This window comes from Acidithiobacillus sp. YTS05 (assembly GCF_024396695.1).
Taxonomy (GTDB): Bacteria; Pseudomonadota; Gammaproteobacteria; order Acidithiobacillales; family Acidithiobacillaceae; genus Igneacidithiobacillus; species Igneacidithiobacillus copahuensis.
In genome coordinates, this window is record NZ_CP094359.1 from 2429355 (window position 1) to 2453759 (window position 24405).

At 59.5% G+C, this 24405-nt stretch carries 26 protein-coding genes and 1 tRNA gene; 7 read left to right on the forward strand and 20 right to left on the reverse strand.

Annotated elements, in window-relative coordinates:
* Nucleotides 1–7: 7 nt before the first annotated feature.
* From queE to pal, 3 genes are read right to left on the reverse strand one after another with little or no spacing between them, the layout of a single operon-like run.
* Entirely contained in the window at nucleotides 8–646 is a 639-nt protein-coding gene (queE, locus tag MQE22_RS12025; RefSeq protein ID WP_215872686.1) for a 7-carboxy-7-deazaguanine synthase QueE, read from the reverse strand.
* A gap of 2 nt (nucleotides 647–648) precedes the next feature.
* Nucleotides 649–1461 carry a tol-pal system protein YbgF gene (gene ybgF / locus MQE22_RS12030; protein ID WP_215872685.1) on the reverse strand — a complete coding sequence of 271 codons (813 nt, stop codon included), beginning with the start codon at nucleotides 1459–1461 and terminating at the stop codon, nucleotides 649–651.
* A gap of 17 nt (nucleotides 1462–1478) precedes the next feature.
* Nucleotides 1479–2054: a peptidoglycan-associated lipoprotein Pal gene (pal, locus tag MQE22_RS12035; RefSeq protein WP_215872684.1), complete on the reverse strand. Its 576-nt coding sequence runs from the start codon at nucleotides 2052–2054 to the stop codon at nucleotides 1479–1481.
* A 137-nt stretch (nucleotides 2055–2191) separates the two neighbouring features.
* On the opposite strand from pal, the gene hemC reads away from it, so the two are divergent.
* The 4 genes from hemC (at nucleotide 2192) to MQE22_RS12055 (ending at nucleotide 5560) form a co-directional block, all read left to right on the forward strand.
* Nucleotides 2192–3109, forward strand: a complete 918-nt coding sequence (gene hemC / locus MQE22_RS12040; protein WP_215872683.1) for a hydroxymethylbilane synthase — start codon at nucleotides 2192–2194, stop codon at nucleotides 3107–3109.
* On the forward strand, nucleotides 3106–3894 hold the full coding sequence (locus MQE22_RS12045) for a uroporphyrinogen-III synthase (protein ID WP_215872682.1): 789 nt from the start codon (nucleotides 3106–3108) through the stop codon (nucleotides 3892–3894). The genes hemC and MQE22_RS12045 overlap by 4 nt, the downstream gene beginning before the upstream one ends.
* On the forward strand, nucleotides 3891–4877 hold the full coding sequence (hemB, locus tag MQE22_RS12050) for a porphobilinogen synthase (protein WP_215872681.1): 987 nt from the start codon (nucleotides 3891–3893) through the stop codon (nucleotides 4875–4877). The genes MQE22_RS12045 and hemB overlap by 4 nt, the downstream gene beginning before the upstream one ends.
* A 209-nt stretch (nucleotides 4878–5086) precedes the next feature.
* On the forward strand, nucleotides 5087–5560 hold the full coding sequence (locus tag MQE22_RS12055; RefSeq protein WP_255789757.1) for an energy transducer TonB: 474 nt from the start codon (nucleotides 5087–5089) through the stop codon (nucleotides 5558–5560).
* Here the strand turns inward: MQE22_RS12055 and MQE22_RS12060 are convergent.
* The 4 genes from MQE22_RS12060 to MQE22_RS12075 form a co-directional block, all read right to left on the reverse strand.
* Nucleotides 5557–6807: an EAL and HDOD domain-containing protein gene (locus MQE22_RS12060; RefSeq protein WP_215885800.1), complete on the reverse strand. Its 1251-nt coding sequence runs from the start codon at nucleotides 6805–6807 to the stop codon at nucleotides 5557–5559. The genes MQE22_RS12055 and MQE22_RS12060 overlap by 4 nt on opposite strands.
* A 7-nt stretch (nucleotides 6808–6814) precedes the next feature.
* The gene (locus MQE22_RS12065; RefSeq protein WP_215872378.1) at nucleotides 6815–7354 is read right to left on the reverse strand and encodes a protoglobin domain-containing protein; all 540 of its coding nucleotides are present in this window, start codon (nucleotides 7352–7354) and stop codon (nucleotides 6815–6817) included.
* A 265-nt stretch (nucleotides 7355–7619) separates the two neighbouring features.
* Nucleotides 7620–7695: transfer RNA gene (locus tag MQE22_RS12070), tRNA-Lys, on the reverse strand.
* Between the two features lie 170 nt (nucleotides 7696–7865).
* Nucleotides 7866–8992 (reverse strand): IS3 family transposase gene (locus MQE22_RS12075; protein WP_483190452.1). Its coding sequence is split into 2 segments (ribosomal slippage): nucleotides 7866–8723 and nucleotides 8726–8992, totalling 1125 coding nucleotides; the frame shifts between segments, so codons are not numbered across the junction.
* A 136-nt stretch (nucleotides 8993–9128) separates the two neighbouring features.
* Here MQE22_RS12075 and msrA point away from each other — a divergent pair.
* The gene (gene msrA / locus MQE22_RS12080) at nucleotides 9129–9719 is read left to right on the forward strand and encodes a peptide-methionine (S)-S-oxide reductase MsrA (protein WP_215873112.1); all 591 of its coding nucleotides are present in this window, start codon (nucleotides 9129–9131) and stop codon (nucleotides 9717–9719) included.
* Entirely contained in the window at nucleotides 9716–10165 is a 450-nt protein-coding gene (gene msrB / locus MQE22_RS12085) for a peptide-methionine (R)-S-oxide reductase MsrB (protein ID WP_215873111.1), read from the forward strand. Before msrA ends, msrB begins: the two co-directional genes overlap by 4 nt.
* Here msrB and MQE22_RS12090 read toward each other — a convergent pair.
* Nucleotides 10162–12234, reverse strand: a complete 2073-nt coding sequence (locus MQE22_RS12090) for a diguanylate cyclase domain-containing protein (RefSeq protein WP_255789759.1) — start codon at nucleotides 12232–12234, stop codon at nucleotides 10162–10164. The genes msrB and MQE22_RS12090 overlap by 4 nt on opposite strands.
* A gap of 88 nt (nucleotides 12235–12322) precedes the next feature.
* Here MQE22_RS12090 and MQE22_RS12095 point away from each other — a divergent pair, with 88 nt between their 5' ends.
* Nucleotides 12323–13354, forward strand: coding sequence for an IS110 family RNA-guided transposase (locus MQE22_RS12095; protein ID WP_255789396.1), 1032 nt, complete (start codon nucleotides 12323–12325; stop codon nucleotides 13352–13354).
* A gap of 337 nt (nucleotides 13355–13691) precedes the next feature.
* Here the strand turns inward: MQE22_RS12095 and MQE22_RS12100 are convergent, their stop codons facing one another.
* The 12 genes from MQE22_RS12100 to MQE22_RS12155 are packed head-to-tail and all read right to left on the reverse strand — an operon-like array spanning nucleotide 13692 to nucleotide 24400.
* Nucleotides 13692–14039, reverse strand: a complete 348-nt coding sequence (locus tag MQE22_RS12100) for a hypothetical protein (RefSeq protein WP_215885407.1) — start codon at nucleotides 14037–14039, stop codon at nucleotides 13692–13694.
* Nucleotides 14040–14062: 23 nt separating this feature from the next.
* On the reverse strand, nucleotides 14063–15436 hold the full coding sequence (locus MQE22_RS12105) for a sigma 54-interacting transcriptional regulator (protein ID WP_215872102.1): 1374 nt from the start codon (nucleotides 15434–15436) through the stop codon (nucleotides 14063–14065).
* Between the two features lies 1 nt (nucleotide 15437).
* Complete coding sequence (locus tag MQE22_RS12110) at nucleotides 15438–15773, reverse strand: hypothetical protein (protein WP_255789760.1); 336 nt, start codon at nucleotides 15771–15773, stop codon at nucleotides 15438–15440.
* Nucleotides 15751–17241 carry a HAMP domain-containing sensor histidine kinase gene (locus MQE22_RS12115; protein ID WP_215872101.1) on the reverse strand — a complete coding sequence of 497 codons (1491 nt, stop codon included), beginning with the start codon at nucleotides 17239–17241 and terminating at the stop codon, nucleotides 15751–15753. The genes MQE22_RS12110 and MQE22_RS12115 overlap by 23 nt, the downstream gene beginning before the upstream one ends.
* On the reverse strand, nucleotides 17238–18524 hold the full coding sequence (locus MQE22_RS12120) for a dihydroorotase (protein ID WP_226827662.1): 1287 nt from the start codon (nucleotides 18522–18524) through the stop codon (nucleotides 17238–17240). The genes MQE22_RS12115 and MQE22_RS12120 overlap by 4 nt, the downstream gene beginning before the upstream one ends.
* The gene (locus tag MQE22_RS12125; RefSeq protein ID WP_215872100.1) at nucleotides 18521–19495 is read right to left on the reverse strand and encodes an aspartate carbamoyltransferase catalytic subunit; all 975 of its coding nucleotides are present in this window, start codon (nucleotides 19493–19495) and stop codon (nucleotides 18521–18523) included. The genes MQE22_RS12120 and MQE22_RS12125 overlap by 4 nt, the downstream gene beginning before the upstream one ends.
* Nucleotides 19492–20004, reverse strand: coding sequence for a bifunctional pyr operon transcriptional regulator/uracil phosphoribosyltransferase PyrR (gene pyrR, locus MQE22_RS12130; protein ID WP_215872099.1), 513 nt, complete (start codon nucleotides 20002–20004; stop codon nucleotides 19492–19494). Before pyrR ends, MQE22_RS12125 begins: the two co-directional genes overlap by 4 nt.
* On the reverse strand, nucleotides 19983–20423 hold the full coding sequence (gene ruvX, locus MQE22_RS12135) for a Holliday junction resolvase RuvX (protein ID WP_215872098.1): 441 nt from the start codon (nucleotides 20421–20423) through the stop codon (nucleotides 19983–19985). Before ruvX ends, pyrR begins: the two co-directional genes overlap by 22 nt.
* Nucleotides 20416–20973 (reverse strand): YqgE/AlgH family protein, encoded by a 558-nt coding sequence (locus tag MQE22_RS12140; protein ID WP_215872097.1) that lies wholly within the window; start codon nucleotides 20971–20973, stop codon nucleotides 20416–20418. Before MQE22_RS12140 ends, ruvX begins: the two co-directional genes overlap by 8 nt.
* Before the next feature lie 39 nt (nucleotides 20974–21012).
* On the reverse strand, nucleotides 21013–21948 hold the full coding sequence (gene gshB, locus MQE22_RS12145) for a glutathione synthase (protein WP_215872096.1): 936 nt from the start codon (nucleotides 21946–21948) through the stop codon (nucleotides 21013–21015).
* Entirely contained in the window at nucleotides 21945–23240 is a 1296-nt protein-coding gene (gene gshA, locus MQE22_RS12150; RefSeq protein ID WP_215872095.1) for a glutamate--cysteine ligase, read from the reverse strand. Before gshA ends, gshB begins: the two co-directional genes overlap by 4 nt.
* Entirely contained in the window at nucleotides 23237–24400 is a 1164-nt protein-coding gene (locus MQE22_RS12155; RefSeq protein ID WP_215872094.1) for a citrate synthase, read from the reverse strand. The genes gshA and MQE22_RS12155 overlap by 4 nt, the downstream gene beginning before the upstream one ends.
* Nucleotides 24401–24405: the final 5 nt, after the last annotated feature.

The window sequence follows — 24405 nt, forward strand, 5'->3', positions numbered from 1 at the left end:
CCCTCCATTAGTGACCCGGGATGTCGCCCCAAATCCATTTGTGCAGTTGCACCTGCAAACGGACTGGCAATTGATCCGCCAGTATCCACTCGGCCAGCTCGCGCAGATCCAGCTCGCCATAACTGGGAGAAAAGAGCCACTCTGCAACCGGCAAGGGATGCTCCCGCACAACGTCGCGTGCCCATTCGTAATCCTTGCGGTCACACAGAACGAACTTTACCTGATCGCGGGCACTCAGGTATTGCAGATTCTGCCAATGATTTTTTTCGCTCTCCCCGGAGCCCGGCGTCTTGATATCGAGAATTTTGACCACCCGTGGATCGACGTCGCGCACGGAAAGGGCGCCGCTGGTCTCGAGATAGACCTCACGATTAGCGTTACAGAGACTCTGGAGCAGATCATGCACCCCGGCTTGGGCCAGGGGTTCACCTCCAGTCACCACAACCAGTTGGTCTGTACGCTCCTCTACCCGGGCGAGGATCTCTTCGAGCTCCATCCATTCGCCCCCGTGAAAGGCATAGGCACTGTCACAATATTGGCAGCGCAGCGGGCAGCCCGTAAGGCGAACGAAGGTCGCCGGACGACCCATGGCACTGGTTTCTCCCTGCAGGCTATGAAAAATTTCCGTGATGCGCAGCCGCGCCATAGCTACTGGCCGCTGGCCTGTAGCTGGGTTTGTGCCTTTTGTGCCGCCGGGGTGTTGGGGAACTGCTTCAGAATCCGGTTGAAGGTGGCTCTCGCCTTGGCCGGCTGTCCGATGGCCTGGTAGATCTGTCCCATGCGCAAGAGTGCATCTGGCGCTTTGCTACTCTGCGTATGCTGGGCAGCGGCGCTGAGGCTCTTGATGGCGGCGTCATTCTGTCCGAGTACATACTGCGCCTGGCCGAGCCAGTAATAGGCATCTACAACGAGGCTGCTTTGCGGATATTTATGGATGAAGTCCTGCAGCGCAGTGGCTGCCGTTCCATATTTCCCCGAGCGCAATAGATCAAAGGCACGCTGATAATCCGCTTGCCCCAACCCCTGCACGGGTGAATTGGCCGCGCTGCTGGCCTCGGCAGCAATGGCACTGCTTGGCGCCTGATTCAGCACCGCGACACTCGAACTGCTGGCGGTGACCGCCGTAGCAGCACCGCTGCTCGCGACAGCAGCAGACAGCGCCGCCAGCTTGGTATCGGTTTCCTGTTGCGCAGCAGTGAGGGCGTGGGTTTTGCTTTCGAGCTCGCCGCGCAGCTCACGGATTTCCTGTTGCATCTGCTGCGAGCGATTGAGTAGATCACCGAGAGCAGACTGACTGCCCCGGCTAGCCTTTTGCACGGCGATTAGGCTTTGGATTTCGCCCTGCATCACCGCCACTTGCTGTTGCAGTTGCAGAATCTGCTGCCCCTGGGATTCTGCCCAGGCCGGAGAACTACCAGCCAGGAGCCCAGCAGCCATAACTGCAGTCCACTTACCCTTCATCGAAAACGACCTCCAGATCAGCCGTTGTACCCCCCGCTGTACACAAAGTCGACGCGCCGATTGCGCGCCCAGCATGCCTGATCATTCTGGCTGCAGAGAGGGTTGTCCTTGCCAAAGCTGACCGTACTGATACGGGCAGCGCTTACTCCCTGAGACTCCAGATAGCGCTTGACAGTTTCCGCACGCCGTTCGCCCAGGGCCAGATTGTATTCCTGCGTGCCCCGATCATCGGTGTTGCCTTCCAGGCGCACCTGTACGTGGGCATGATTCATCATGAACTGGGCGTTTTCGGCAGCAATGGCCTGGCCGTTGGCATCCATACTGTCGCTGTCGAAGGGAAAATGAACACGCAGATGGCTGGGCAATGCCGCCAATTCCGCCGCCGTCAGGCCGCGGTTACTACCGCCAATAGGACCGTTGGTATTGAGGTCCTGAGAGCCGACGCCCTGGCCATTATAGCCATTGGTAGCGACCGAGCTCACCGGCGCCACGGGCGTGACTGCGGTGGGCGCACCACTGCCGACATTGCGCGCGCAACCAGATAGCGCCAAGAAAGAGAGGCCGAACACGACGACGACACCGCGAAGCTGCATGGTTTCTTCTCCAAAGGAATAATTGGGATTGTATCGCAGGCACTGGAAATTCAGCAATCATTCATCCACCACTGCTTGACAGGAGTAGTGGCACTGCTATGGTGAGGAACATTCTCCGGCAATCGACGAAATTTGGCATGGACCCATTGCGTATCGGTACTCGCGCCAGCCCCCTCGCACTCTGGCAAGCAGAGCACGTGCGCGAGGCCTTGCTGACACGGGACCCTTTCCTCTCCGTGGACCTCGTACCAATGACCACGACTGGCGACCGCGAGCTGGCAGTCCCCTTGCATCAATTAGGAGGCAAGGGTCTGTTCGTCAAAGAAATCGAGAGCGCGCTGCTCGCAGGCGAAGTCGATCTCGCCGTCCATTCCATGAAAGATGTACCCGCGCTGCAGCCCGAGGGTCTGGAGCTGGCGGTGATCCTGGAGCGGGAAGATGTGCGCGACGCCTTTGTCGCCGCGCAGTACGAGAATGAAATAGCGCTTCCCAAAGGCGCGCGAGTGGGAAGCTCCAGCCTGCGGCGGCGGGCGCAGCTACTGCACCGGCGACCCGACCTGCAGATCGAGGATTTGCGTGGCAATGTCGCTACCCGCCTGGCCAAGCTCGACTGCGGCGACTATGACGCGATCATTCTTGCAGCGGCCGGACTCAAGCGCTTGGGGATGGAGGAACGGATCCGCAGCTTCTTTGCCGTGGAAGACTCCCTGCCAGCGGTGGGACAAGGGGCGATTGGCATCGAGATCCGCGCCGATGACGAAAAAACCCGATCCTTGGTACTGCCCCTTGCGCATCAGGAAACCAGTCTTTGTGTCCGCGCGGAACGGGCCATGAATCGCACCCTGGGCGGCGACTGCCGTCTACCGGTAGCCGCCCTCGCTCGTTGGAAAGAAGGCATGCTGAAACTCGAAGGTCGCGTGGCGAGCCCGGACGGCCAGACCGTATTGCGCGCAGAGGCGGCCGGCAGCGACCCCATCGCCCTGGGCGAGCAGGTTGCAGAGGACCTTCTGCAGCAAGGGGCGGGAAAGATCATCAAGGAGTTACAACCAGCATGAGCGTTATCCTGCAGAACAAAGGCATCGTCGTCACCCGGCCGAAGGAACAGTCCGCCGAACTGATTGCGGAGCTGCAACGCCTGGGTGCGCGCGCCATCGCCTTCCCCGCGTTACAGATCGATGCGCCGGAGACCTGGCACTCCCTGGATGCGGCCCTGGACCAGCTCGATTCCTTTGATTGGGCCGTATTTACCAGCCGCAATGCGGTGCATTTTGCCTTGAGTCGATGGCAGAGTCGTGGTCAACATACATGGCCGGCATCGGTCCGGGTCGCCGCCGTCGGCCGAGAGAGCGCCAAAGCCATTGCCGAGTTTGGCATCGAGGTGGCCCTGGCACCCAAGCGCGCAGGCTCGGAAGGCCTGTTGGAAAACCCGGAGTGGCAGACGGTTGCGGGGCAACGCTTTGCCCTCTTTGCCGGCGACCAGGGGCGCGAGCTCATCCAGCAGACCCTCGAAGAGCGGGGCGCCATGGTAGAGAAGATCTTCTGCTATCGCCGCGTCGTTCCCGGGGCGAACCCAACGCCACTGCTGCATGCCTGGGCGCGGGGCGAGCTCGATGCGGTCACCGTCACCAGCCCAGAAATTTTTCACAATTTTTATCAGATGGTCGGGGGACTTGGGCAGCGCTGGCTGAAAAAGACCCCCATTATCGCCATCAGCCCGCTGACCGCAGAAGCCATCACCAGCAAGGGCCTACCCGCTCCCTGGGTGGCACCGGAGGCAAGCAATGCCGGCTTGATCGCCGCCTTGGAGGATTGGGCGAGGCAGCAGGAGAAAAGTGCATGAAACCCCATTCCCTGCGCCATCAGCCCCGCCGCCTGCGTCGCCAGGCAGCCATGCGCGCCCTCTTGCGTGAGACCCATCTGCATCCCAGCGACTTTCTGTTACCGATCTTTCTCGTCGAGGGCGAGGCGATTCGCAGCGAAATCGCCAGCATGCCTGGAGTGTTTCGCCACAGTATCGACTCGGCGTTACGCCTCTGTAGCGATGCCGTAGATCGTGGCATTCCCGGGGTACTGCTGTTTGGCGTGTTGGATGCCCAGGCCAAGGACGCCGTGGGCAGCGCCTCGTGGGCGAGTGAGGGACTGGTACAGCGCGCCAGCCGCACCATCAAGGAACGCTTCCCCAATCTGCTGGTGATTGCTGATGCCTGTTTTTGCGAATACACCGATCACGGCCACTGCGGCGTGCTCGATGCCCACGGTGATCGCGACGACAATGCCACCCTGGAAAACCTGCAGCAGCAAGCCCTCTCCTACGCCGAGGCGGGGGTAGATGTCATCGCCCCTTCCGGGATGGTGGATGGCATGGTACTGGCCATTCGCGAGGCGCTGGATGCAGCACGGCACGAAAACGTCGCGGTTCTCTCCTACGCCATCAAGTATGCCAGCGCGTTTTATGGACCGTTTCGCGATGCGGCCGACAGCGCCCCCAGTTTTGGGGATCGCCGCGCCTATCAGATGGATTCGGCCAATCGTCGCGAAGCCTTTCGCGAACTGGACCTGGACCTGGGAGAAGGGGCCGACATGGTCATGGTCAAACCGGCTATGGCCTATCTAGACCTCATCCGCGATGTACGGGAACGTTGCGACTTTCCCGTCTTCGCCTACCAGGTGTCGGGGGAATACAGTATGTTGCGCGCTGCGGCCCAGGCCGGTTATCTGGATCTGCAGAATTCGGTGTTGGAGTCCCTGCTTGCCATCAAACGTGCGGGCGCCGACGGTATCATCACCTATTCGGCCGTGGAGGTTTGTGACTGGCTCCGGTAAATCCAGCCGCTTCCCGTCGCCGTCGATCCCGGACCCGAGAATCACTGGCCTTGCCATGGTTCTGGCTCCGGGTGATTTCCATTCGTACGATGCTGTACTTGACTCGACTATTCATACCCAAGGCAGACGACCTCGATCAACTCTTTCCCTGGCTTCTTGCCGCTACTGCGGTCGTCGGATCTCTATTTCTGCTGTTTTGGGCAGATCTCATGCCCGCACTACAAGCCATCCAGAATGCGCAGCGAGCGCATGATTCGCGGGTGGAAATCACCCTGGCCCCCCTGCCGCAACGCCACCAGCTCCATCCGGCCAACGATATCCCGAGTCTGGCACAAGGACGAGGGCTACCCAGCAGCCAAGAACGAGCTGAGACCCCGCCAACGGCGCTCAAACAACGGGAACTCGCCGACTATCTCCTACTCTGGCAAAAACATATCGTCGATATGGCCAAAGCCCAGCTCACTCAAGAAAAACTCCCCACCGGCAAGATCGTGGTCGCCGTGACGATCTCACCTTCCGGAGAATTACTGGGCATAGAGATAGTAGAGGGCGAGAAAAATCAGATCCTTGCCAAAGCGGTACGGGAAATCCTGATCAGCGCAGCGCCGTTCCCCTCCCTGCCGCCGGCCTGGCAACAGCCACCACAGAATCTGCGGATTATCAGGACCTGGAATTTTCGCTAACGCGGCAGCGCCGCAGTCCACGCCATGGCCTCCAGAGCCAAACGATTGACGCTCTCCACGGGAACTCCCACGCGGGTCGCCCACTGTTGCATCGCCGGATAATCTCCCCGCTCTATACTCTCGAGAAGCTGGAGCAGGACACCATCCTCACCATCACGCTCCAACAATGCCGTAGTGATTGAGGGATGCAGTTTCAGTTCTTTCAGGATGTCCATCAGCGGCTGGTCGAACAGGGCATCCACCAGCGACAGCATTCCCACCAGAAATGAGCGGTGCAGCGCCTCCGATGATTGCTCCAGATGTGTACTCTCTTGCCGCAGCAATTCCGCAAGGCGCGCACGGCTGCTGGCCATTGCCAGCAGGGAGTGCTTGCGTGGCCCCTGACTGGTGAACATCAGCAGCGTCAGCCAGCGTTGCAGGGGAACTCGACCCAAGACAAGCAAGGCTTGCCGAATACTATCTATTTCACGACCACGGCGCATGCCCGCAGAATTCAGATAGCGCAACAATTGCACCGATAAGGCCGGATCGCGACGAAAGCCCTCCTCAATCTCGTCAATCGGTCCATCCCCGGAGAGCAAATTCAATAGCTGAAAGAGATTTCTTTGATCGTTGCCAACATGACGATTGGAAACGACTTGCGGCCGCATGAAAAAATATCCCTGACTCCAGTCAAAACCCGCAGCAAAACAGTTGGCTGCCTGTTCCCGCGTCTCTACGCGGGTAGCAATGAGTAGCGGCATGCGGGTAGCGTATTTCTGTGCGCGGACCAGTTTCACTAAATTTTGCATATCCGCCGCAGCAATCGCGTTGACATCGATTTTTACATAATTCATCCATGGTAACAGCGGAACTTCCCACGCTTTACCAGAAAATCTGTCGATGGCAATCCGAAAACCAGCCTTCTTCAAATATTGTATTTTCCCCAGAAATTCACGACTGGGAGACTCGGTAATGGTAAACTCCGGAACGACGCGATCGCAGGGAAACAATTCCAACGTTTTTTCATCAAACAAACTATTGGTAAAGTTGATGAAGGCTTTTTTCCCGTCGAGAAGCTGTTCCAGTTGGTAGATCGAAAACACCTTTACCAAAACCTGTGCCGAAGCCAGAAACGGATCTTCGGTTGGACTATATTCTTCCCGCGCCAACAATTCGTAGGCCTGCACGTTGCCCTTGGCATCAAGGATGGCCTGACGGGCTACCAGGTCCAGGTTTGCGGCGATTATATCTGATTCTTCCGTCATACCGTCGTCATGCGGTCATCAAACGATCAAGGAGTGATTTTGAGATGCCGGTAACCTCCAGTAGACGGGTGGTATACGCTCGATCCGTAAGATATTGACAAAAATCGAGAAGCCGCAGGGTAGCCGCAGTCAGCGCACCGTCCGGAAACTCTCGGGCAATGGCATTTTTACCGAAGGAATGCGGCAATGCCGCGCGCAAAAAGCTCATGATAAAGGCGTTATACAAGGGCGGGATTTTGTGTTGTACATTTTGTTTGCCCAACTCCTCTTGTTGGCGCAAGAAGTCGGCATCGTGCGGACCCGAAAAAAGATTCGTCAACCACTGGCCAAGGTGTGCTGCGTAGTTGCCATACGCCTGGCCAAGCTTGGCGGCAATTTGCTCCTGCTGCAACAGATTGGCCTGCAGCAGATCCACCACCTCGGGAACGATCGGAACGATTTTGGGTGCTGCCTGCTGCAACAAGCAAAGATCCTCTGCAGTAATCCCGGCGATTGCAATGAAAGCCTGTAACTGCGAGTCTTGCTGGGCACATTCTAACAACTCCATCCAATCCTCCAGGTTGTTCACCATTCTCTTAATCGGGCGATCTGCTTCTGCTGCCTTTGCGCCCACCATACTGATGGCGGAAAGCCGAAAACAGGAAACTCTCCTCGTTCTCCTAGCTGGCAGATACACCACCCCGTGATGGGGAGATTAGAGCATATCCTGCGCTTTGCAAGGGATTCGAGTCCAGGCCGCGGAGTCGCTGCCAACCATGATCGGCTTGCGCTGGCACGAGCGGCCACGCGACAGGAGAGAGCAAAATTTGACATGGTGGGAGCGATGGGATTCGAACCCATGACCCACGGCTTAAAAGGCCGCTGCTCTACCGACTGAGCTACACCCCCGGGGCCCCGAATTATGCGTTGTCCACCCCTATAGGGTCAACCGCCGGCAATCGCGTGCAATCACGGGGCATTGGGCACGGTCTTGATGTGATCAGGCCCCCTTGAGGTGGCCCCCCTGGATTGGACAGCCTGCTGGAGTGATTAAGCTCTGAACCTGTTTCCATGGCGGGTCAGGCCACCAGCCTTTGTAAACCTTCTGCATAGACCACATCGGGTGTTCTGTCTCCCAGAGAGGAGTGCGGTCTTTCGGCATTATACCAGTCGAAGTAGGCTCTGAGGCCAGCTTTCAACTCGGTTCCAGTTTCTGCTGGCCGCAGGTAGACGTGCTCGTATTTGACGGTGCGCCAAAGCCGTTCGACAAAGACGTTATCCAGGGCCCGGCCTTTGCCGTCCATACTGATTCGAATGCCGTGCTGGCGGAGTACAGAGAGGAAGGACTCCGCGGTGAACTGAGCACCCTGATCCGTGTTGAAGATCTCGGGGGTGCCATAGCGGCGTATGGCCTCTTTCAGGGCCTCTACGCAGAAACCCGCGTCAAGACTGTTGGAAACCCGCCAGGACAACACCTTACGACTGAACCAGTCCACTACGGCTACGAGGTATTGAAATCCTCGTGCCATGGGCAGATAGGTCACATCCGCGGACCAGACCTGGTGGGGACGGTCCACCGTCACGCCACGCAACAGATAAGGATATTTTGGGTGCTGGGGGTGGGGCTTGCTGGTGTGTGGTCCGGGCGCCACCGCGGCAATGTCGAGGATACGCATGGCCCGGTGTACCGTTTTGCGGTTGACCACGACATTCTCCGCTTTCAGCATCCGATGGATCTGCCGCCTACCCATGAATGGAAAGGCGGTGTAGAGGCGATCGATCGCCCGCAACAGCCCGTCGCCCATCGGCCGAGGATGCGCGCGGTAATAGACCGTACTGCGGGGCACGCCCAAAAGAGCGCATTGCCGTTGCACAGAAACTGGGGTTTGGGCCCGGTCGATCATTTGGCGCCTTTCCCGATCCGAGACATGAGACCGGGCCTGGAGGCTAAAAAATCGCGTTCCATCTCCAGCTGTCCGATCTTCCGATACAAAGCCTGCACGTCCACGGGCTCCTCGGTCTGGGACTTTCCCCGTTCAAAGGCCGTGGCCGCATGCTCCACCAGCTGCCGGCGCCAGGCATTGATCATGGTGGGGTGTACCCCAAATTCTTGCGCCAGCTCGGCCATCGTCTTATCGCCCTGCAAGGCCGCCAGGGCTACCTGCGCCTTGAATTCCGGCTTGTACTGCTTGCGTTTTCCCTTCATCCCTCGACTCCTTTCCTGAAGCCCAGAGCTTAACCCCTTGTCCAACTTTCGGGGGCCACTTCACCTCGCCCTTGCGGCGGCCAGCCAGGAAGGTCTATCTTGCTCGCATCGACCAGCGTTTTTCAGGAGCTTGCGGATGCTGACAAATGTTCTCCCTCTTCCCGAGTGGCAGGATCCAGAAGCCGACGTGCCCGCCAGAATCGTTCTGGCTGGCGGCTGCTTTTGGTGCGTGGAGGGGGTCTATCGCGAACTGGCGGGAGTACAGGCGGTGCTTTCTGGCTACGCTGGTGGGCAGGAGAAGGACGCCAATTATCGTGCGGTCTGCAGTGGTGCCACGGATCACGCGGAAGCGGTAGAGCTGCGTTATGACCCGCAACAGCTGCGATTCGGGCAAATACTGCAGGTGTTTTTCGGGGTGGCCCACGACCCCACTCAGCGCGATCGCCAGGGCAACGACATCGGCCGCCAGTATCGCTCCGCCATTTTTTTTCTGAACGATGCCCAGGCCGACATGGTTCGCGCCTATATCGCCCAGCTGGAAAAGGGAGGATTTTTTCGACAGCCGATCGTTACCGAGCTGCAAGCCCTCGACACATTTTATCCAGCCGAGGAGTACCACCAGGACTATGCGCGCCGCAACCCCGATCAATCCTATATCTGCGCCGTTGCGCAGCCCAAAATCCAGGCCCTGGCAAGCTTGTTTCCGCAATATCGGAGGAAGGCATGAAGAGTTCTTCGGCAGGTTATGATCTTACCCCAATCAGCGCCGAAGAGCGTGCGCTGCGCGCCCGGCACCTTTCGGCCGAAGTGCGCCACGTCCTCTTTGAGCACGGCACTGAACCGCCATTTTGCGGTGGATTGTTGGACGAGAAACGCCCGGGCGTCTTTGTCTGCGCGTTGTGCCATCTACCACTCTTTCGTTCCCGGGAAAAATTTGATTCGGGAACCGGCTGGCCAAGCTTCTTTGCTCCGTTCGCTGGCGACCATATCCGTGAGCTGCGCGACACGAGTCATGGCATGATCCGCACCGAAATTCGCTGCGCCCGCTGTGACAGTCACTTGGGACACGTCTTTAGCGACGGGCCAGCACCTACCGGGCTGCGCTATTGCTTGAACTCTGCGGCATTGGAATTCCGCGATGAGGCGCCAGCAGCCGAAGGCTTGTCAGACTAATTGGCATCCCTAGGGGCAGTGGGAGGTTCCGAGAGAAGTACTGTATCGTCGATAGCATCATAGAGAGAGAAAGTTTTCGCGCGCTGGCCTTTCGTACTTTTCGCCGCGTAAAGGGCCTGATCGGCATGTCGTAGCAGGATCTCCTCCGGCGCATCGTCGAGAGGATAGAGGGTAACGCCCAAACTGCTGTCTATCTGCACTTCGCTACCGTCGGCAAGGACAATTTTTTCCCGGATCGCACCTTGGACCCGATTCAGGACGCGCTCCAGCACAGCCATGGAAGTCAGCTCCCCCAATAATAATGCAAATTCATCGCCGCCAAAGCGTGCCACTAGATCGCCCTCGCGGACGGCAGCACGCAGGCGCCGAGCCACCACCTGCAAGACCAGATCCCCCGCCGCATGCCCGTGCTGGTCATTCACTGGCTTGAAATCATCGAGATCCATCATACACACTGCCAACAGACATTCCTCGGTGCGCGCCAGGGCTTTTGGCAGCTCCGCCAGATATGCAGCACGATTTGGGAGTTCGGTCAGAGCATCGTGTCTGGCACGCCAGCTCTGCTCCTCTCGCTCCGCTTCGATCTGATTCTTCAGCGCCAATTCGTCCAGGCCAAAACCCAGGATCTTGGCTGTGCGCGCCAGGGCCGACAATAGTGTGTGGTCAAAATATGCCGGCTGGGAACTGGCTACGCAAAGAACAGCCCAGAGATCGCCCTGATGCTGGATAGGAATGATCGCCAGGCTGCTCCAGCCGAACTCGGCGATCAGGCTGGCAAGGCTTTGATATTTCGGATCCTCACGATAGTGGTTGTGGTATTGCAATCTTCTCTCTCGCCAGGCCGTGGCGAGGAGAGACGCGGGCTCGCGCTGATCGACATGCACCCGCGCGCGAGTCAGTTTGTCGCTGTTTCTGCCCGCAGCACTGATCGGCACGAAATAGCCATGGCTGTCCGGTTGCGCGACAAAAGCGGTGCTGAACAGGCCATTTTCCACCAGACGATGACAGGTCTGACGCAAAATCGTGGCGGCGGAGCGGGAGCGCATGATGATGTCTCCCTGACTCAGAAAGGTCTGGTACAATCGATTACTGCGTTCCAGACGTTCGCGTTGGTCCTGTTTTTCGAGGGCAATGCCCAGCATGCGAGTGAGACGCATCAGGGTGCGCCGGCGGGAGGACGCGGAAAAATACCTTGGCGTGTGGCTGTACACACCAAATAACGCCTCGAGATTGCCCGCGACCTGCACCGGACAGGCAATGGTGCTGCGCCAGGCCCCCGTATTGTGCAAGGTCTCCCGCCATGGCAGAAACAGGGGGTCTGTCTCCAGATCATCGACAGCCACCGGCTGCCCGGTGTTCCAAGCCCGCCCCATGGGACCGTGGGCGGTCGGTCCAGCGTCGATACGGATGTTGACCTGCTCGAGATAGTTTGCCATCTGCGCACCAGCAATGGCGATAGGCTGCAGTTGCCCCGCATAGGGTTTGCCGATCCACGCACCGTCCACCCCGGGCAGCAGTACGATCTTGTTGATCATGCGCCGCAGCAATTGTCTCTCATCCGGCTCGCTGAGCAAAAGAATGTCGATTCTTTCGATGATCTGCTCTTCGTCCGCTTCCAACTGTCGCATGCCGCGCAATTGTACGACCAAGTCGCTGGCCAGCCGTTGACTAATGCGCTGATCCAGCTCGGGCAGCGGCTGTGCAAAGGCCGCGAGGCCGCGCCGCAGCTGTGCCGAAAACAGTCCACTGGCCACCACCAACCAATCGGCAGGCAGGCCCAAACGATGGTGAACTACGCCCACTTTCTGGCTGAGCTCCTCCCGTACCACGGGATCCTCTTCCAGTAACAAGCGCGCGAAGTGGCGGTGCTGTGCCGCCTGCATATGCTCCAGCGTAGCACTGTCCAGAGTGGCAACATACGCCGCAACCTCCGGCTCCCGACAAAGCTCCGCAAATGCCCGGCGCGAGGCCTCTTCGATCGCTGCGAAGAACTCTGCGCGCTGCAGTTCCGATTCTACAAAGATGTAATGGATGCCTCCCCTTATAGGATCGGCAGCGGGGAGCTCCACGAGTAGGCAGGGAGCCCTCGCTTGAACCGAACGGCATCAAAGTGCCAAGGTGGAAGTTCATCCACAAATGGGTCAAGGAGGACTCACGATGCAGAATACAATTTATGGGCTGGATTTGGCAAAACGGGTGATGCAGTTGCACTGGGTAGATTGGGAGACGGGCGAGATTCATCGCAAGCAAGTGCGACGTGGCAAATTGCTCGAGTTCTTTGTGAACCGCGAGCCCGGCATTGTCGCCATGGAAGCTTGTGGTAGTGCCCACTACTGGGCGCGGGAACTGGGCAAGCTAGGGCACGAGGTGCGCTTGATCGCGGCGCAGTTTGTGCGCCCTTTCGTCAAGACCAACAAGACCGATGCGGCAGACGCAGCGGCGATCTGGGAAACTGTTCAGCGTCCTGGTATGCGCTTTGTCGCCGTCAAAAGCGAGGAGCAGCAGTCCGTTCTGGCCTTGCATCGCATGCGGGAACAGTTGGTCAAGATCCGGACCATGCAGGTGAATGAGATTCGGGGGCTGCTCTATGAATTTGGTATAGATCTTCCCCAAGGCCGCGAGAAAGGTCTCAAGGAGATCCCCGATGCTCTCTCGACGTTGGAGGACAGGCTATCGGCCGTGGCACTAGAGACCTTCCGGCGTCAGATCCAGCGGCTGGCAGAATTCGACAAAGACATAGCCGATATAGAGAAACGGCTGAGGCTATGGAAAAAGGACCAGGAAGCGGTGGCCCGTTTGATGGCGATCCCTGGCGTGGGGCTACTCACTGCCACAGCTATCGTGGCTACAGTAGGGGATATGAAGTCCTTTCGCTCTGGCCGGGAGTTCGCGTCGTTCTTGGGGTTGGTTCCACGGCAGACCGGTACTGGCGGGAAGATTCGCCTGTTGGGTATCAGCAAGCGCGGAGATACCTATCTCCGAACCCTATTGGCCCATGGGGCGCGAGCCGTGGTGAATTGCCAGACCAGGGATCGAAATCCCTGGATCGACAAATTACGCTGTCGGCGGCCCCACAATGTGGTCGTCGTAGCACAAGCCAATAAAATGGCTCGAACGATCTGGGCGTTGCTGGCCAAAAACCGCCAGTATGACCCGAATTACAAGCCAATAGCGGTAGCCGTCGCATGATTACAGGACGATAGTCGAATAGCATGTTTATAGTTTCACAGTTGCGCAGGTAGGCACGATTGATGGCGTAACAGGTCAGACCGGGGAAGGGAGAGCCTGGATCAATCTTGTCCCAAAAAAGGACGCAATAAAGATAAGGTCCCTTTCAGCGGATTTCATCAGGGCCAGCAGGAACCTCCTGCATAACAGGCCGGATATAAGGCAGCACTTTGACCTCACCGTCATACATCGAACGTCGACTTGCTCAAATGGAGGCATCCATATAAGATTGGGGTGCTGGAACCCTCGGGTATCACTTCGACACGCTCGTTCTGGGAAAGTGAGAGAAGGTAGCAGTCTATGGCTTTTTTTGACCCTTGGCACCCCAGTGGCCAACAAAAAACAGCACCACTGCCATGACCAGTTCCTGGATAGCCGGAATCAGCCAGCCTTGGGGCCAGGCGCGAAAGAGAATCATCGCCAGGGTGATGACCCCGAGCACGAAGAGCAGAATGCCGAGTTGGCGGAGAACTGCAAAGACATTGCGCGCGCTCAGGGCGCCAATCCCCCGACCTACACCAACTCGACGCAAAAAGGTGTCAAGCCCCTGCGGGGCGACCAAATAAAAAAACGTGAGCAGCAAAAACACCAGAATCAGCAGAGCAATCAGCACTTCCACATAGGCAAGGACAGTTACCATCGGCATGGACTATTCTCCTAGTTCCCTATTCAAGTTTCCGGGCTCTCTTCCTCGTCCTCTTTGAAGGTCGCCGGGTCGAGATGATAACGGCGCAGCAAGCGATAGAATTCGGTACGATTGCGCTGCGCGAGCTGTGCAGCCTGACTGACGTTACCACGGGTCATGCGCATGAGCTGAATCAGATAGTTCATCTCAAAACGGCCCTTGGCATCGGCGAGGGGGACGACTTCGCCGTCACGATCGCGCAGGGCATGGCGGATCAGGGGGGCACCGATACGCGGCGTGGTGGAAAGCACGACGGCCTGTTCGATGACATTGGCCAGCTGGCGAACGTTTCCGGGCCAGGGGGCGGTAACCAACAACTCCATGGCCTCGGGCGCGATACCCCGCACATCTTTGCGGTTGCGCGTGGCCGCCTCGCGCAGGAAATGCTCTGCCAGCAGCGGGATGTCCTCGGCGCGCTCGGCCAGCGCCGGCAGCTCCAGGGTGACGACACAGAGCCGGTAATACAGATCGTCGCGGAAACGGCGCTCGGCCATTTCCCGCTCCAGGTCGCGGTGGCTGGCGGAAATCACCCGGACGTCCACCGGAATGGTCTCTGTGGCGCCAACTGGACGGATCTGCCGCTCCTGCAAAGCGCGCAGGAGCTTGACCTGCAAGGCCAGAGGCATGTCGCCGATTTCATCGAGAAAGAGGGTGCCACCATCCGCCGCCTGAAACAGTCCCACGTGATTGCTGGCAGCCCCGGTGAATGCGCCCTTTTTGTGGCCAAAGAGTTCGGATTCGAGGAGCTGCTCGGGAAATGCCCCGCAATTGACGGCCACAAAAGGACGATCACGACGCGGACTCGCCTGATGAATGGCTTGCGCCAGAAGCTCCTTACCGGTGCCGCTGGCACCGTGAATGAAAACGCTGGCATCTGCAGCCGCCACCAGGCGCGCCTGATCGAGCAGCGCCTGCATCTTGGCGCTGCGGGTCAGGATACGCTCCCAGCCTGCGGCTTCCTTGCCGCGCTTTCCCTGGGGGGCGGCAGCGGTCAACTGAAAAGCGCGTTCGACCTCGGCCATGAGCTCTTTGCCATCAAACGGTTTGGTCAAGAAAGCAAAAACTCCTTGGTTGGCGGCCAGCAAGGCATCCGGGATCGAGCCGTGGGCCGTTAGAATGATGACCGGCAGGGTGGGATAGTCGCGGCGGATCGCATCGAGCAACGCCATCCCATCCATTTCATCCATTTTCAGATCGGTAACGACCAGGGCCGGATGTTCGACGGCCAACTGCGAAAGGGCCTCCCGCCCATTGGCCGCGGTACTGATCTGGTAACCCGCGCTTTTCATCCGCAATGACAGAAGTCGCAATAAATCGGCGTCGTCATCTACCAGTAAGACCTTCGCTTGCTTAGCCAATTTATCGCCCTCCCACTATGCGGGAATTTTTTTCGATTTGTATCAATTCGCTGAGCTTTTTTCGCAACTCCCCTTCCCGTTGTTGGGATTGGTTGAGGCGGCCCTGCAAGTCGTTGATCTTGTTTTGTAGATTTTGGTAACTTGGATCTCCGGCGCGTAAGTCTGCGAGTTCTTTTTGCAGACCGGCGATCCGGCTTTGCGCGGAAACACAGGCAGCCGTGGCTGCCGCCTGACTCTGCGCCTGGGCTGCCCTTTCCTGCAGCTGCTGGTAGGCGGCGCGCGAGACGATGATCTGGTCCGCTTGGAGAACGACGCTATGGGGCTCGGGTTTGCTCACCGGCATCTCGGCGCAACCGCTCAGACTCAGGGCTAAAAGAGTCATGCTGAATACTGGGGAGACGAACTTGAAAATGTGCCCCTTGCCCCTCACTGTCGAGAATTTCAAGACTTCCCCCATAACTCAAAACATATTCCCTGGTAATGGCCAAACCCAGTCCGCTGCCCTCGATCTTTCCCGATTCGCTGGCGCTACCCCGATACAGAATATCAAAAATTTTGTCGCGCTCTTTAGGCGCCACTCCAGGGCCGGAATCGATGACATCGAGCACCGCCTCTTCGCCATCCTGCCACAAGCGCACCCGTATAGTAGACCCTTGCGGTGAGAACTTCACGGCATTAGACAAAAGATTATCGCAGATGGTGCGGATCCGGTCGCGGTGTGCCGCCGTCCAGAGTTCGGCAATCTGCTGGTCTACGCGCATACCCTTGCTGCGCAGCAACGGCTTATAGCTTTGCAGCAGCTCTTCGATGACGTCGTGCAGCGGGATCGGATGGCGCATGCCGGCGCTCACCGCTGGCCCCTCGGCAACACTGAAACGCAGGAGATCTTCGATGAGACGCTGGAGACGCAGGCTGTTGTCGCGGACGATATCGACGATTTCGCGTTGCTCGGCGGCGAGGCCCTGACCAAGATCTTCCTGCAACAGCTCCGAGCCCTCGCGGATCGCGGTAAGTGGCGTTTTCAGCTCATGCGAAAGCTGCCGCAGGAAGTGAATTTTTGTCGCCTCCAGCTCCTGCAGGTGTTGTCGCAGCCACTCCAGGCGATCGCCGAGCGCGGCAATGTCCTTGGGACCGTTCACTTGGATAGGACTGGCGAGGTCGCCATCTCCGAGACTGGAAATCGCGCGATCGAGCCGCTTGATGGGGCGGGTAATGAGGATGATGAAGAAGATAGCCACGACGATGGTCAACGGTAGCGCCAGCAACACCTCGTAGAGCGTCAGGCGCTTGATCTTCAGGGCACGGTCGCCCAGGTGCTTGACCTGCGCGCTGATGCCATCATTGACGTCTTCCTGGAGCTGCTGCATTTCGCGGCTGGCCGTGCTGAAACTCTGATCCAGGCTGCCCCGCCCACCCTCAAGGGCGGCGAGAGGCAAGGCGCGGCGGGCCTTGGCCAGGTTCTCATCCAGACGATGCAAACGCTTTTGATCGACCACACTTGGACCCGCGGCGGCAAAACGCTTGCTGACCTGTTGATATTCTTCAAAACTCTGCTGAAAGAGCACAAGCAGCGCGGAATCCTGCAGCACCGTATATTGCAGGCCGTAACGCTCCATGGAGCGGACCGCATTGGCCATACGGTTGGCGCTATCACTCAGGGCTACGGCGCGCAGGATGCTGCTCTGCCCCTCCTCGGCAAAACGGGAGATGGTCAGGGTGATGCTCACGATCACCAGGACCAACGGCACAATGGCCAGACCGAAGCCAAAAACCGTCAGCCAGGAAAGGGAATTAGGTCGCTTCATCCGGCGGCACTGCAGTAACGAAGCCGTCCGCCGACAAAGAGGTAGCGTACCTGCCCGCGCAGTGGCCAGCCCGGGTAGGGATGATTGCGGGCACGGCTGAAGCCCGTCGCACTAGGCTGCAGCTCAGCGTCAGGGTCAAAGAGACAAAGATCGGCGTTTGCCCCCGGCGCCAGGGACGGTGGCGGCAGGCCAAGGACGGCAGCGGGGCCGGTGGTCAACAGACGAATCATTTGCAGCAGGTCCAAGCTGCCTTCTTCGACCAGGCGCAGGGCAAGAGGCAGGGTCCACTGCACCGCAGCGATGCCAAAAGGCGCTTGCGCAAAGGTCTGCCCTTCCGTTTCGCGGCCCCACGGCACATGCTGGCTACTGAGACACTGAATGGCCCCATCCGCCAACGCGCGCAGCAGATCGTCACGGTTTTTCTGATTGCGCAATGGCGGCAGGATCTTGGTGTGGGTATTGAAATAACCGATATCTTCGGCACTCAGCAGCAGGTGGTGCAGGCTGACCCCGCAGCTTACCGCCTGCCCCCCGCGCCGTGCCTCGGCAACCCGGGCAATGGCCGCTGCTGAGCTGAGACTGGGGAAATGCACCGCCGCACCCGCTAGGCGCGCAACGCGCAGATCGCGCTCCACGCCAATCTCCTCAGCTGCCTGCGGACGCCCAGCGAGTCCCAGGCGCAGGCTCAACGGACCTTCATCCATGACGCCGTTGGCGGCAAGGCAGCGATCCTCCGGCCAGAGAAAGACCGTGCGTCCAAGATCCGCGGCATAGCTCAGGGCCAGGCGCAGACGTTGGCTATCGGCCACGGATTGTCGTCCCTGGCTGAAGATTTGCGCCCCGGCCTCGGCGAGGGCCACCATCTCGCTGAGGTCATCTCCCCGCAGCTCCCTCGTTAAAGCGCCGCTCAGGTACACGCGCAGAGAATCGACGGCCTCCGCTGCCGCTCGTTGTTGGTAGAGGACGCCAGGCGTATCGGCAACCGGAGCGGTATCCGGATCCAATACGACGCTGCCAAAACCGCCGGCCGCCGCCGCGTGTAGTTCACTACACAGGTCACCATGCAGCCCCGACCCCGGGGTATGCGCCTGGAACTGCGTTTCGAGGAAGGCCGGGCAGGCGATGAGGTCACTGCCATCGATCTCTTCGTCCGCCTGGAAGTCGTCGGAGATCTCGCCCAGCGCAAGGATTTTTCCTGCCGCCAGGGCGAGATCTCCTGGGTAATCCTTGCCGCTGACCGGATCAATCAAGCGCAGATTACGAATCCGTCGACGCAGGCTCATGGATTGCCTCCGGCGAGGCGGGCAAGGACGGCCATGCGCAGGGCCAGGCCGTGGGTCACCTGCTCCAGGATAATGGCTTGCGGACCATCGGCCACCTCAGCACTGAGCTCGACGCCGCGATTCATGGGACCCGGATGCAACACCACGGCATTGTCCTCCGCTAGACGCAGGCGCGCTGCAGTGAGGCCGAAGCGGCGGTGATATTCCTCCAAGCTGGGCAGGCGCTGACTGTCCATACGCTCGCGCTGCATACGCAGGGCATATACGACATTGGCACCGGTAAGGGCCGGCTCCAGCTCATGAAAGACGTGGACGCCCAGGCCCTGGAGTTCGGGCGGGACGAGGGTGCGTGGACCGACCACACGAATCTGCGGGCAACCGAGAATGGAGAGGGCATGGATCAGGGCGCGGGCCACACGGGAATGCAGAATATCTCCCAAGATCACCACCACCCGCTCCGAGATGGGTCCCAGCAGATGGCGAATAGTGAAGACATCGAGCAGAGCCTGGGTGGGATGGGCATGTTGTCCGTCGCCGGCATTCACTACCCAGGCGCGCTCGCCGAGATGACGTGCGAGGAGGTGCGCGGCCCCAGCCTCCGGATGGCGCAGAATGAAACCATCCACCTGCATGGCGAGCAGGTTATCGACGGTGTCGAGCAAGGATTCGCCCTTGCTGGCACTGCTGCTCGCCACGGCAATATTCAGCACGTCTGCCGACAGGCGTTTGGCCGCCAGCTCAAAAGTGCTGCGGGTACGCGTGCTGTTCTCGTAAAACAGATTCACCAGGGTCCGCCCCCGGAGGATGGGGATTTTTTTGACCGTGCGCTCGCCGATCCCCAAAAAGGACTCCGCACTATCGAGAATTTCGAGAATCTCCCCTTCGCGCAAGCCTTCGATCGCCAGCAGGTTGCGCAGACGTCCCTCGGCATCCCGCTGTGGATCGCCTTCCCCCATGCGCCAGGGCATCATGCCGGTGCCAACTCCCCACCCGGGAGAAACTCCAGGGACAGCGGGTTCGGCCCGCGCAATTTGATGTAATCAGAGGGGTTGCTGCGCAAACGCAGGGCGGCGACATCGGCACAGATGGGCAACTCCCGCAGACCCCGGTCGACGAGGACTGCCAGGGTGATTCGGTCCGGACGGCCATAATCGAAGATCTCGTTCAGCGCGGCGCGAATCGTCCGGCCGGTGTAGAGAACATCGTCGACCAGGATCAGATGGCTGCCATCAACGGAGAACGGGATACGCGAGGCCTTGACCTCGGGATGCAGCCCGACACGACTGAAGTCGTCCCGATAAAAGGAAATATCGAGCTCTCCCAGAGGGGCAGCAACCCCCAGGCGCCGGTGCAGCTCCCGCGCAATCCAGACGCCACCGGTGTAGATCCCCACCATCACGCAGCTCTGCGGATCGATCCGAGCCTGCAGATCACGCTGCAAGGAGTCGATCAGGATACTCAGGTCCCAGGTCGATGCCATCGTTGCTCCTCGTAAAAGCTCTCCAGGATCGCACAGGCAGCTAGCTGGTCACGCAGACGATCGCGCTCGACGCGGGAGAGATCGCGCGCGCACATTTGCGCCTCGGCCGCATGACTGCTGAGTCGCTCGTCGATCCAGTGCTGCGGCAAGGGATGACGCTGCGCGAGCGTCTGCGCAAAACGCCTTGCCGCAGCAGCGGTCTGCCCCTCGCTGCCATCCGCCTGCAATGGCAGGCCAATGACCACGGCGCGCGGTTGCCAGTCGGCGATCAAGCGCCCCAGCGCACTCCAGTCTGGCCCGCCGGCTCCGTTGCGAACGGTGGTCAGAGGTTGCGCGCCGAGACCGGCTTCCCCGAGAAAGGCGACACCAATCCGCTTGCTGCCGTAGTCGATCCCGAGCCAGGGCCCAAGCTCAGGCATGACCCACCGCGCCACTGAGCAGACGCATATCGATACCAAGCACCCGCGCTGCCTCCTGCCAGCGCTCGCCAGCCGGGAGCTGGAATAGCACGCGCGGATCGACCGGGCCGTGCAGCCAGGAATTTTCGCTGATTTCTTTCTCCAGCTGCCCTTCGCCCCAACCGGCATAGCCCAGGGTCAGCAGGTACTGCTCCGGCCCGCGGTGCTCGGCGATCGCCGCGAGAATATCTGGCGAACTGGTCAAGGCCAGGGTATCACTTACCAGCAAAGAGGACTCCCAGTCACCCGGGGGCTGATGGAGAATGAAACCGTGCTGCGGGCTGACCGGTCCACCCCAGTAGACTGGACGGTGGATCATCTCTTCCGATGGCCTAATGTCGATGGCCTTGAGGGCGTCGGCCATATTGATGTCGAGGATGCGATTGATGACTACCCCCATCGCTCCTTCGGCATTGTGCTCGCAGACAACGATGACGCTACGGTCAAAGAGGCCATCATGCAGACTGGGCATGGCAATCAAGAGGTGATTTTTAAGCGATGAAAATTCCATGCCGCTATGATACCGCGCTTTGCCCAGCAAAGGGCAGTCTCAGCGACCCTGTTCGATCCGTGCCCATAGCAAATCCGTCGCGTCGATACCGAAAAAGCGGCGAATTTCACGGGCGCCGGTCGGGCTCGTCACGTTGATTTCGGTGAGACGCTCGCCGATCACGTCGATGCCGACAAAGAGCAGCCCCATCTCACGCAGGACGGGTCCGATCTCTGTGCACAGCTCCTGCTCGGCGGGACTGAGCTCCGCAGCTACGGCCTGCGCGCCCGCCACGAGGTTGCCACGGAAATCATCCGCCGCGGGGATCCGCAACATCGCGCCGGGTACTGCCACTCCATCCACCAGCAGGATACGCTTGTCGCCCTGACGGATCGCCGGCAGATACCGCTGCGCCATGACGAAATGCGTGCCGCGCGCCGTGATCGTTTCGAGGATGGAACCCAGGTTACGATCTTCAGCGTGCAGGTAAAAGATTCCTTCGCCGCCCCGCGCGGCCAGCGGTTTGACGACAATTTCCCCGTGCTGCTGCAGAAAATCCCGCAACTCCGCCATATCGCGGCTGACCAGATAGGGGGGGAGCCAACGCGAAAACTGTAGCGGGAAAAGCTTTTCGTTGGCCAGCCGGATCGAGGCCGGATCATTGACCACCCAGGTGCCGGCATGTTCAAGAATCTGGCAGGCATGGAGAAAATCCATGTCCACCGGCGGATCCTTGCGCATCAGCACGCAATCAAAATCCCGCAAGGGTCGCGCAAGCGCTTCACCCAGTGCAAAAAAACGTTCACTATTGTCCCAGACCTGCACCGGCTGGAGCCGGCCCCAAGCCTGCCCATCTCGCAAAGACAATCCATCCAGGGTACAGAGCCAGCATTCATGACCGCGCGCCTGGGCGGAGAGCAACATGGCAAAGGTACTGTCTTTGGCGGGCTTGATCCCGGCGATGGGATCCATGACTACGGCAACGCGCATGGTCATCGCCCCGCCTTGGCCCAGTCTTCGGCCTCGCGTGCCGCCGCCAGCAACGCCAGCCGGGCGATGACGCCATAGGCGTAATGGCGGTTGATGGGGGCATCCGGCGCGGATTTACGACAGGGGTTGATCCCCGGTTCGGCAAAGGCCATCGGCTCGAAATGGGCACCCGGGGCGTTGAGGCTCTCATCCTCACCCTTCTCCCGATGTACGCGATAGAATCCCCCGAGGACCTGTTGTCCGAGCAGATAGACGACGGGCTCGGCAACGAAGTCTTCCGGTGTCCGCTCGAAGGTATACACGCCCTCCTGGATGAAAACATCGCTCACCGGTAGTCCTTCCTTGCTCTTGGCCATGCGCGTGCGCGCTTTGCGGTTGAGCTCACGCAGCTCAGTACCCGAGTAGGCGGTCATCACTCCCATGCCATAGGTTCCGGCATCGGCCTTGACGATGACGAAGGGGCGCGCGTCGATGCCATAGTGGCGGTAGCGCTCGGCAATTTCGGCGATGACCGCGTCGACATTGGTGACTAGGCAATCCAGTCCCTCGGCCTGCAGAAAGTTGATTTCCGTGCAGCGGCGAAAGAACGGGTCGATCAGCCAGGGATCGATATCGACGACTTCGGCAAAGTCCACAGCCAAGCGCCGGTAATGGGCAAAATGCTGGCTCTTGCGCCGCGTCTGCCAACCGGCGGCCAGTGGCGGTAGCAGCGTTTGCTCCAGCCCCTGCAAGATCTCAGGGACGCCACCGGAGAGATCGTTGTTGAGCAGGATCATCTGCGGATCGAAATCATCGACCTGCAGGCGGGCTCCTACGCGGCGCAGTGGCTCGATCAGCAGGCGCTCGCCCGAGGGCAGCTCATGAGTATGTGCCTCTTCCAGCATCCAGGACGCAATACGCAACTCGAGTCCCGCCTCCCGCAGCAACTCCGCGAGTCGCGCCACATTTTCCAGATAGTACAAGTTACGCGTGTGGTTTTCGGGAAGGAGCAGCAGGCGCTGCAAGCTCGGGTGATACTGATCCAGGTAATGCTGGATCGCGGTGATGTGCAGCGCTTCATGCTCGGGGTTGAGATTGTTGAAGCCCGCGGGGAACAGGTTGGTGTCGATTGGCGCCAGCTTGAAACCGGCGTTGCGTAGATCCACCGAGCCATAAAAGGGCGGCGGGGTGGTTTGCCACTGACAGCGGAACCAGCGCTCGATGGCACACTGGTTACGAATCAGGTGCTCTTCCAGTTCGTGCAGCGGATCGACCTGGTTGGTCACCAGGCGCGTTGGGGTAGAAAGAACGGAAATCAAGCGTGACGCTCCGACAGAGGTTGATAGGCGCGGGTGGAGGCCCCCGTATAATTTTGTGTGGGGCGGAAGATACGGTTGTTGCTGAGTTGCTCGCGCCAGTGCGCCAGCCAGCCGACGCTACGCGCCATGGCAAAGATAGGGGTAAAGAGATCGCTGCGAATTCCCATCTCGTGGTACAGCACACCCGAGTAGAAGTCGACATTGGCATGGATCCCTTTCGACCCCAGGCGTTCGGCAGCGGCCTCCTCCAGGGCGCGGGCGATGGCAAACTGCCTGCTTTGCCGCAGATGTCCCGCCTGCGCCAGGTCCTCCATCATCTCTTTGAGGATGGCCGCACGCGGGTCGGTGGTCTTGTAGACCCGATGGCCGAAGCCCCAGATCTTTTCCTTGGCCGCGAGGCGCGCCTCCAGGAAAGGCACGACATTATCCACGCTGCCAATCTCCTCGAGCATCTCCACCACGCGCTGATTGGCACCGCCATGCAGAGGGCCCGCCAGGGTGCCCACCGCCCCGGCAATCACATGATAGGGATTAGTAAGGGTAGAGGTGCTGACCAGGACCGAGAAGGTACTGGCGTTGATGGTGTGCTCCGCATGTAGGATGAAGCAGGCATCGAGAATACGCGCGTGCAGCGGATCCGGCTCACGCCCGTGCAGCATGTAGAGAAAGTTGGCGGCATGCGACAGGTCGCTGCGCGGCGGGATGGGATCATTGCCAAAGCGCATCTGATCCCACATTGCGACGATGGTGGGTATCCGCGCAATGATGCGCATCGCCATGGCATCGAGATGCGAGGCATTGTCCCGTTCGGCATCAGATAGCTCCTGTTGCGGATAGAACATCCCCAGGCTGGCAATGGCGCAATGCAGCATGTCCATGGGATGCCCGGTCACCGGCAGAAACTTCATGATTTCCCGCACGTTGTACTTGATCTGGCGATGCGCCCGCAGTCCCGCATCAAAACGTTCGAGATCTTTGGCCTTGGGCAGCTCCCCGTCGAGGAGCAGTAGAGCAACCTCCTCATAGTGACTCTGCGCAACCAGCTCGGCGATGGGATAGCCGCGATACGAGAGCAAGCCCGCCGTCCCATCGATATGAGAGATAGCGGAATGGGTGGCGGGCACCCCCTCCAGTCCGGGGACGACAGTGGCATCAGTCATGGCGT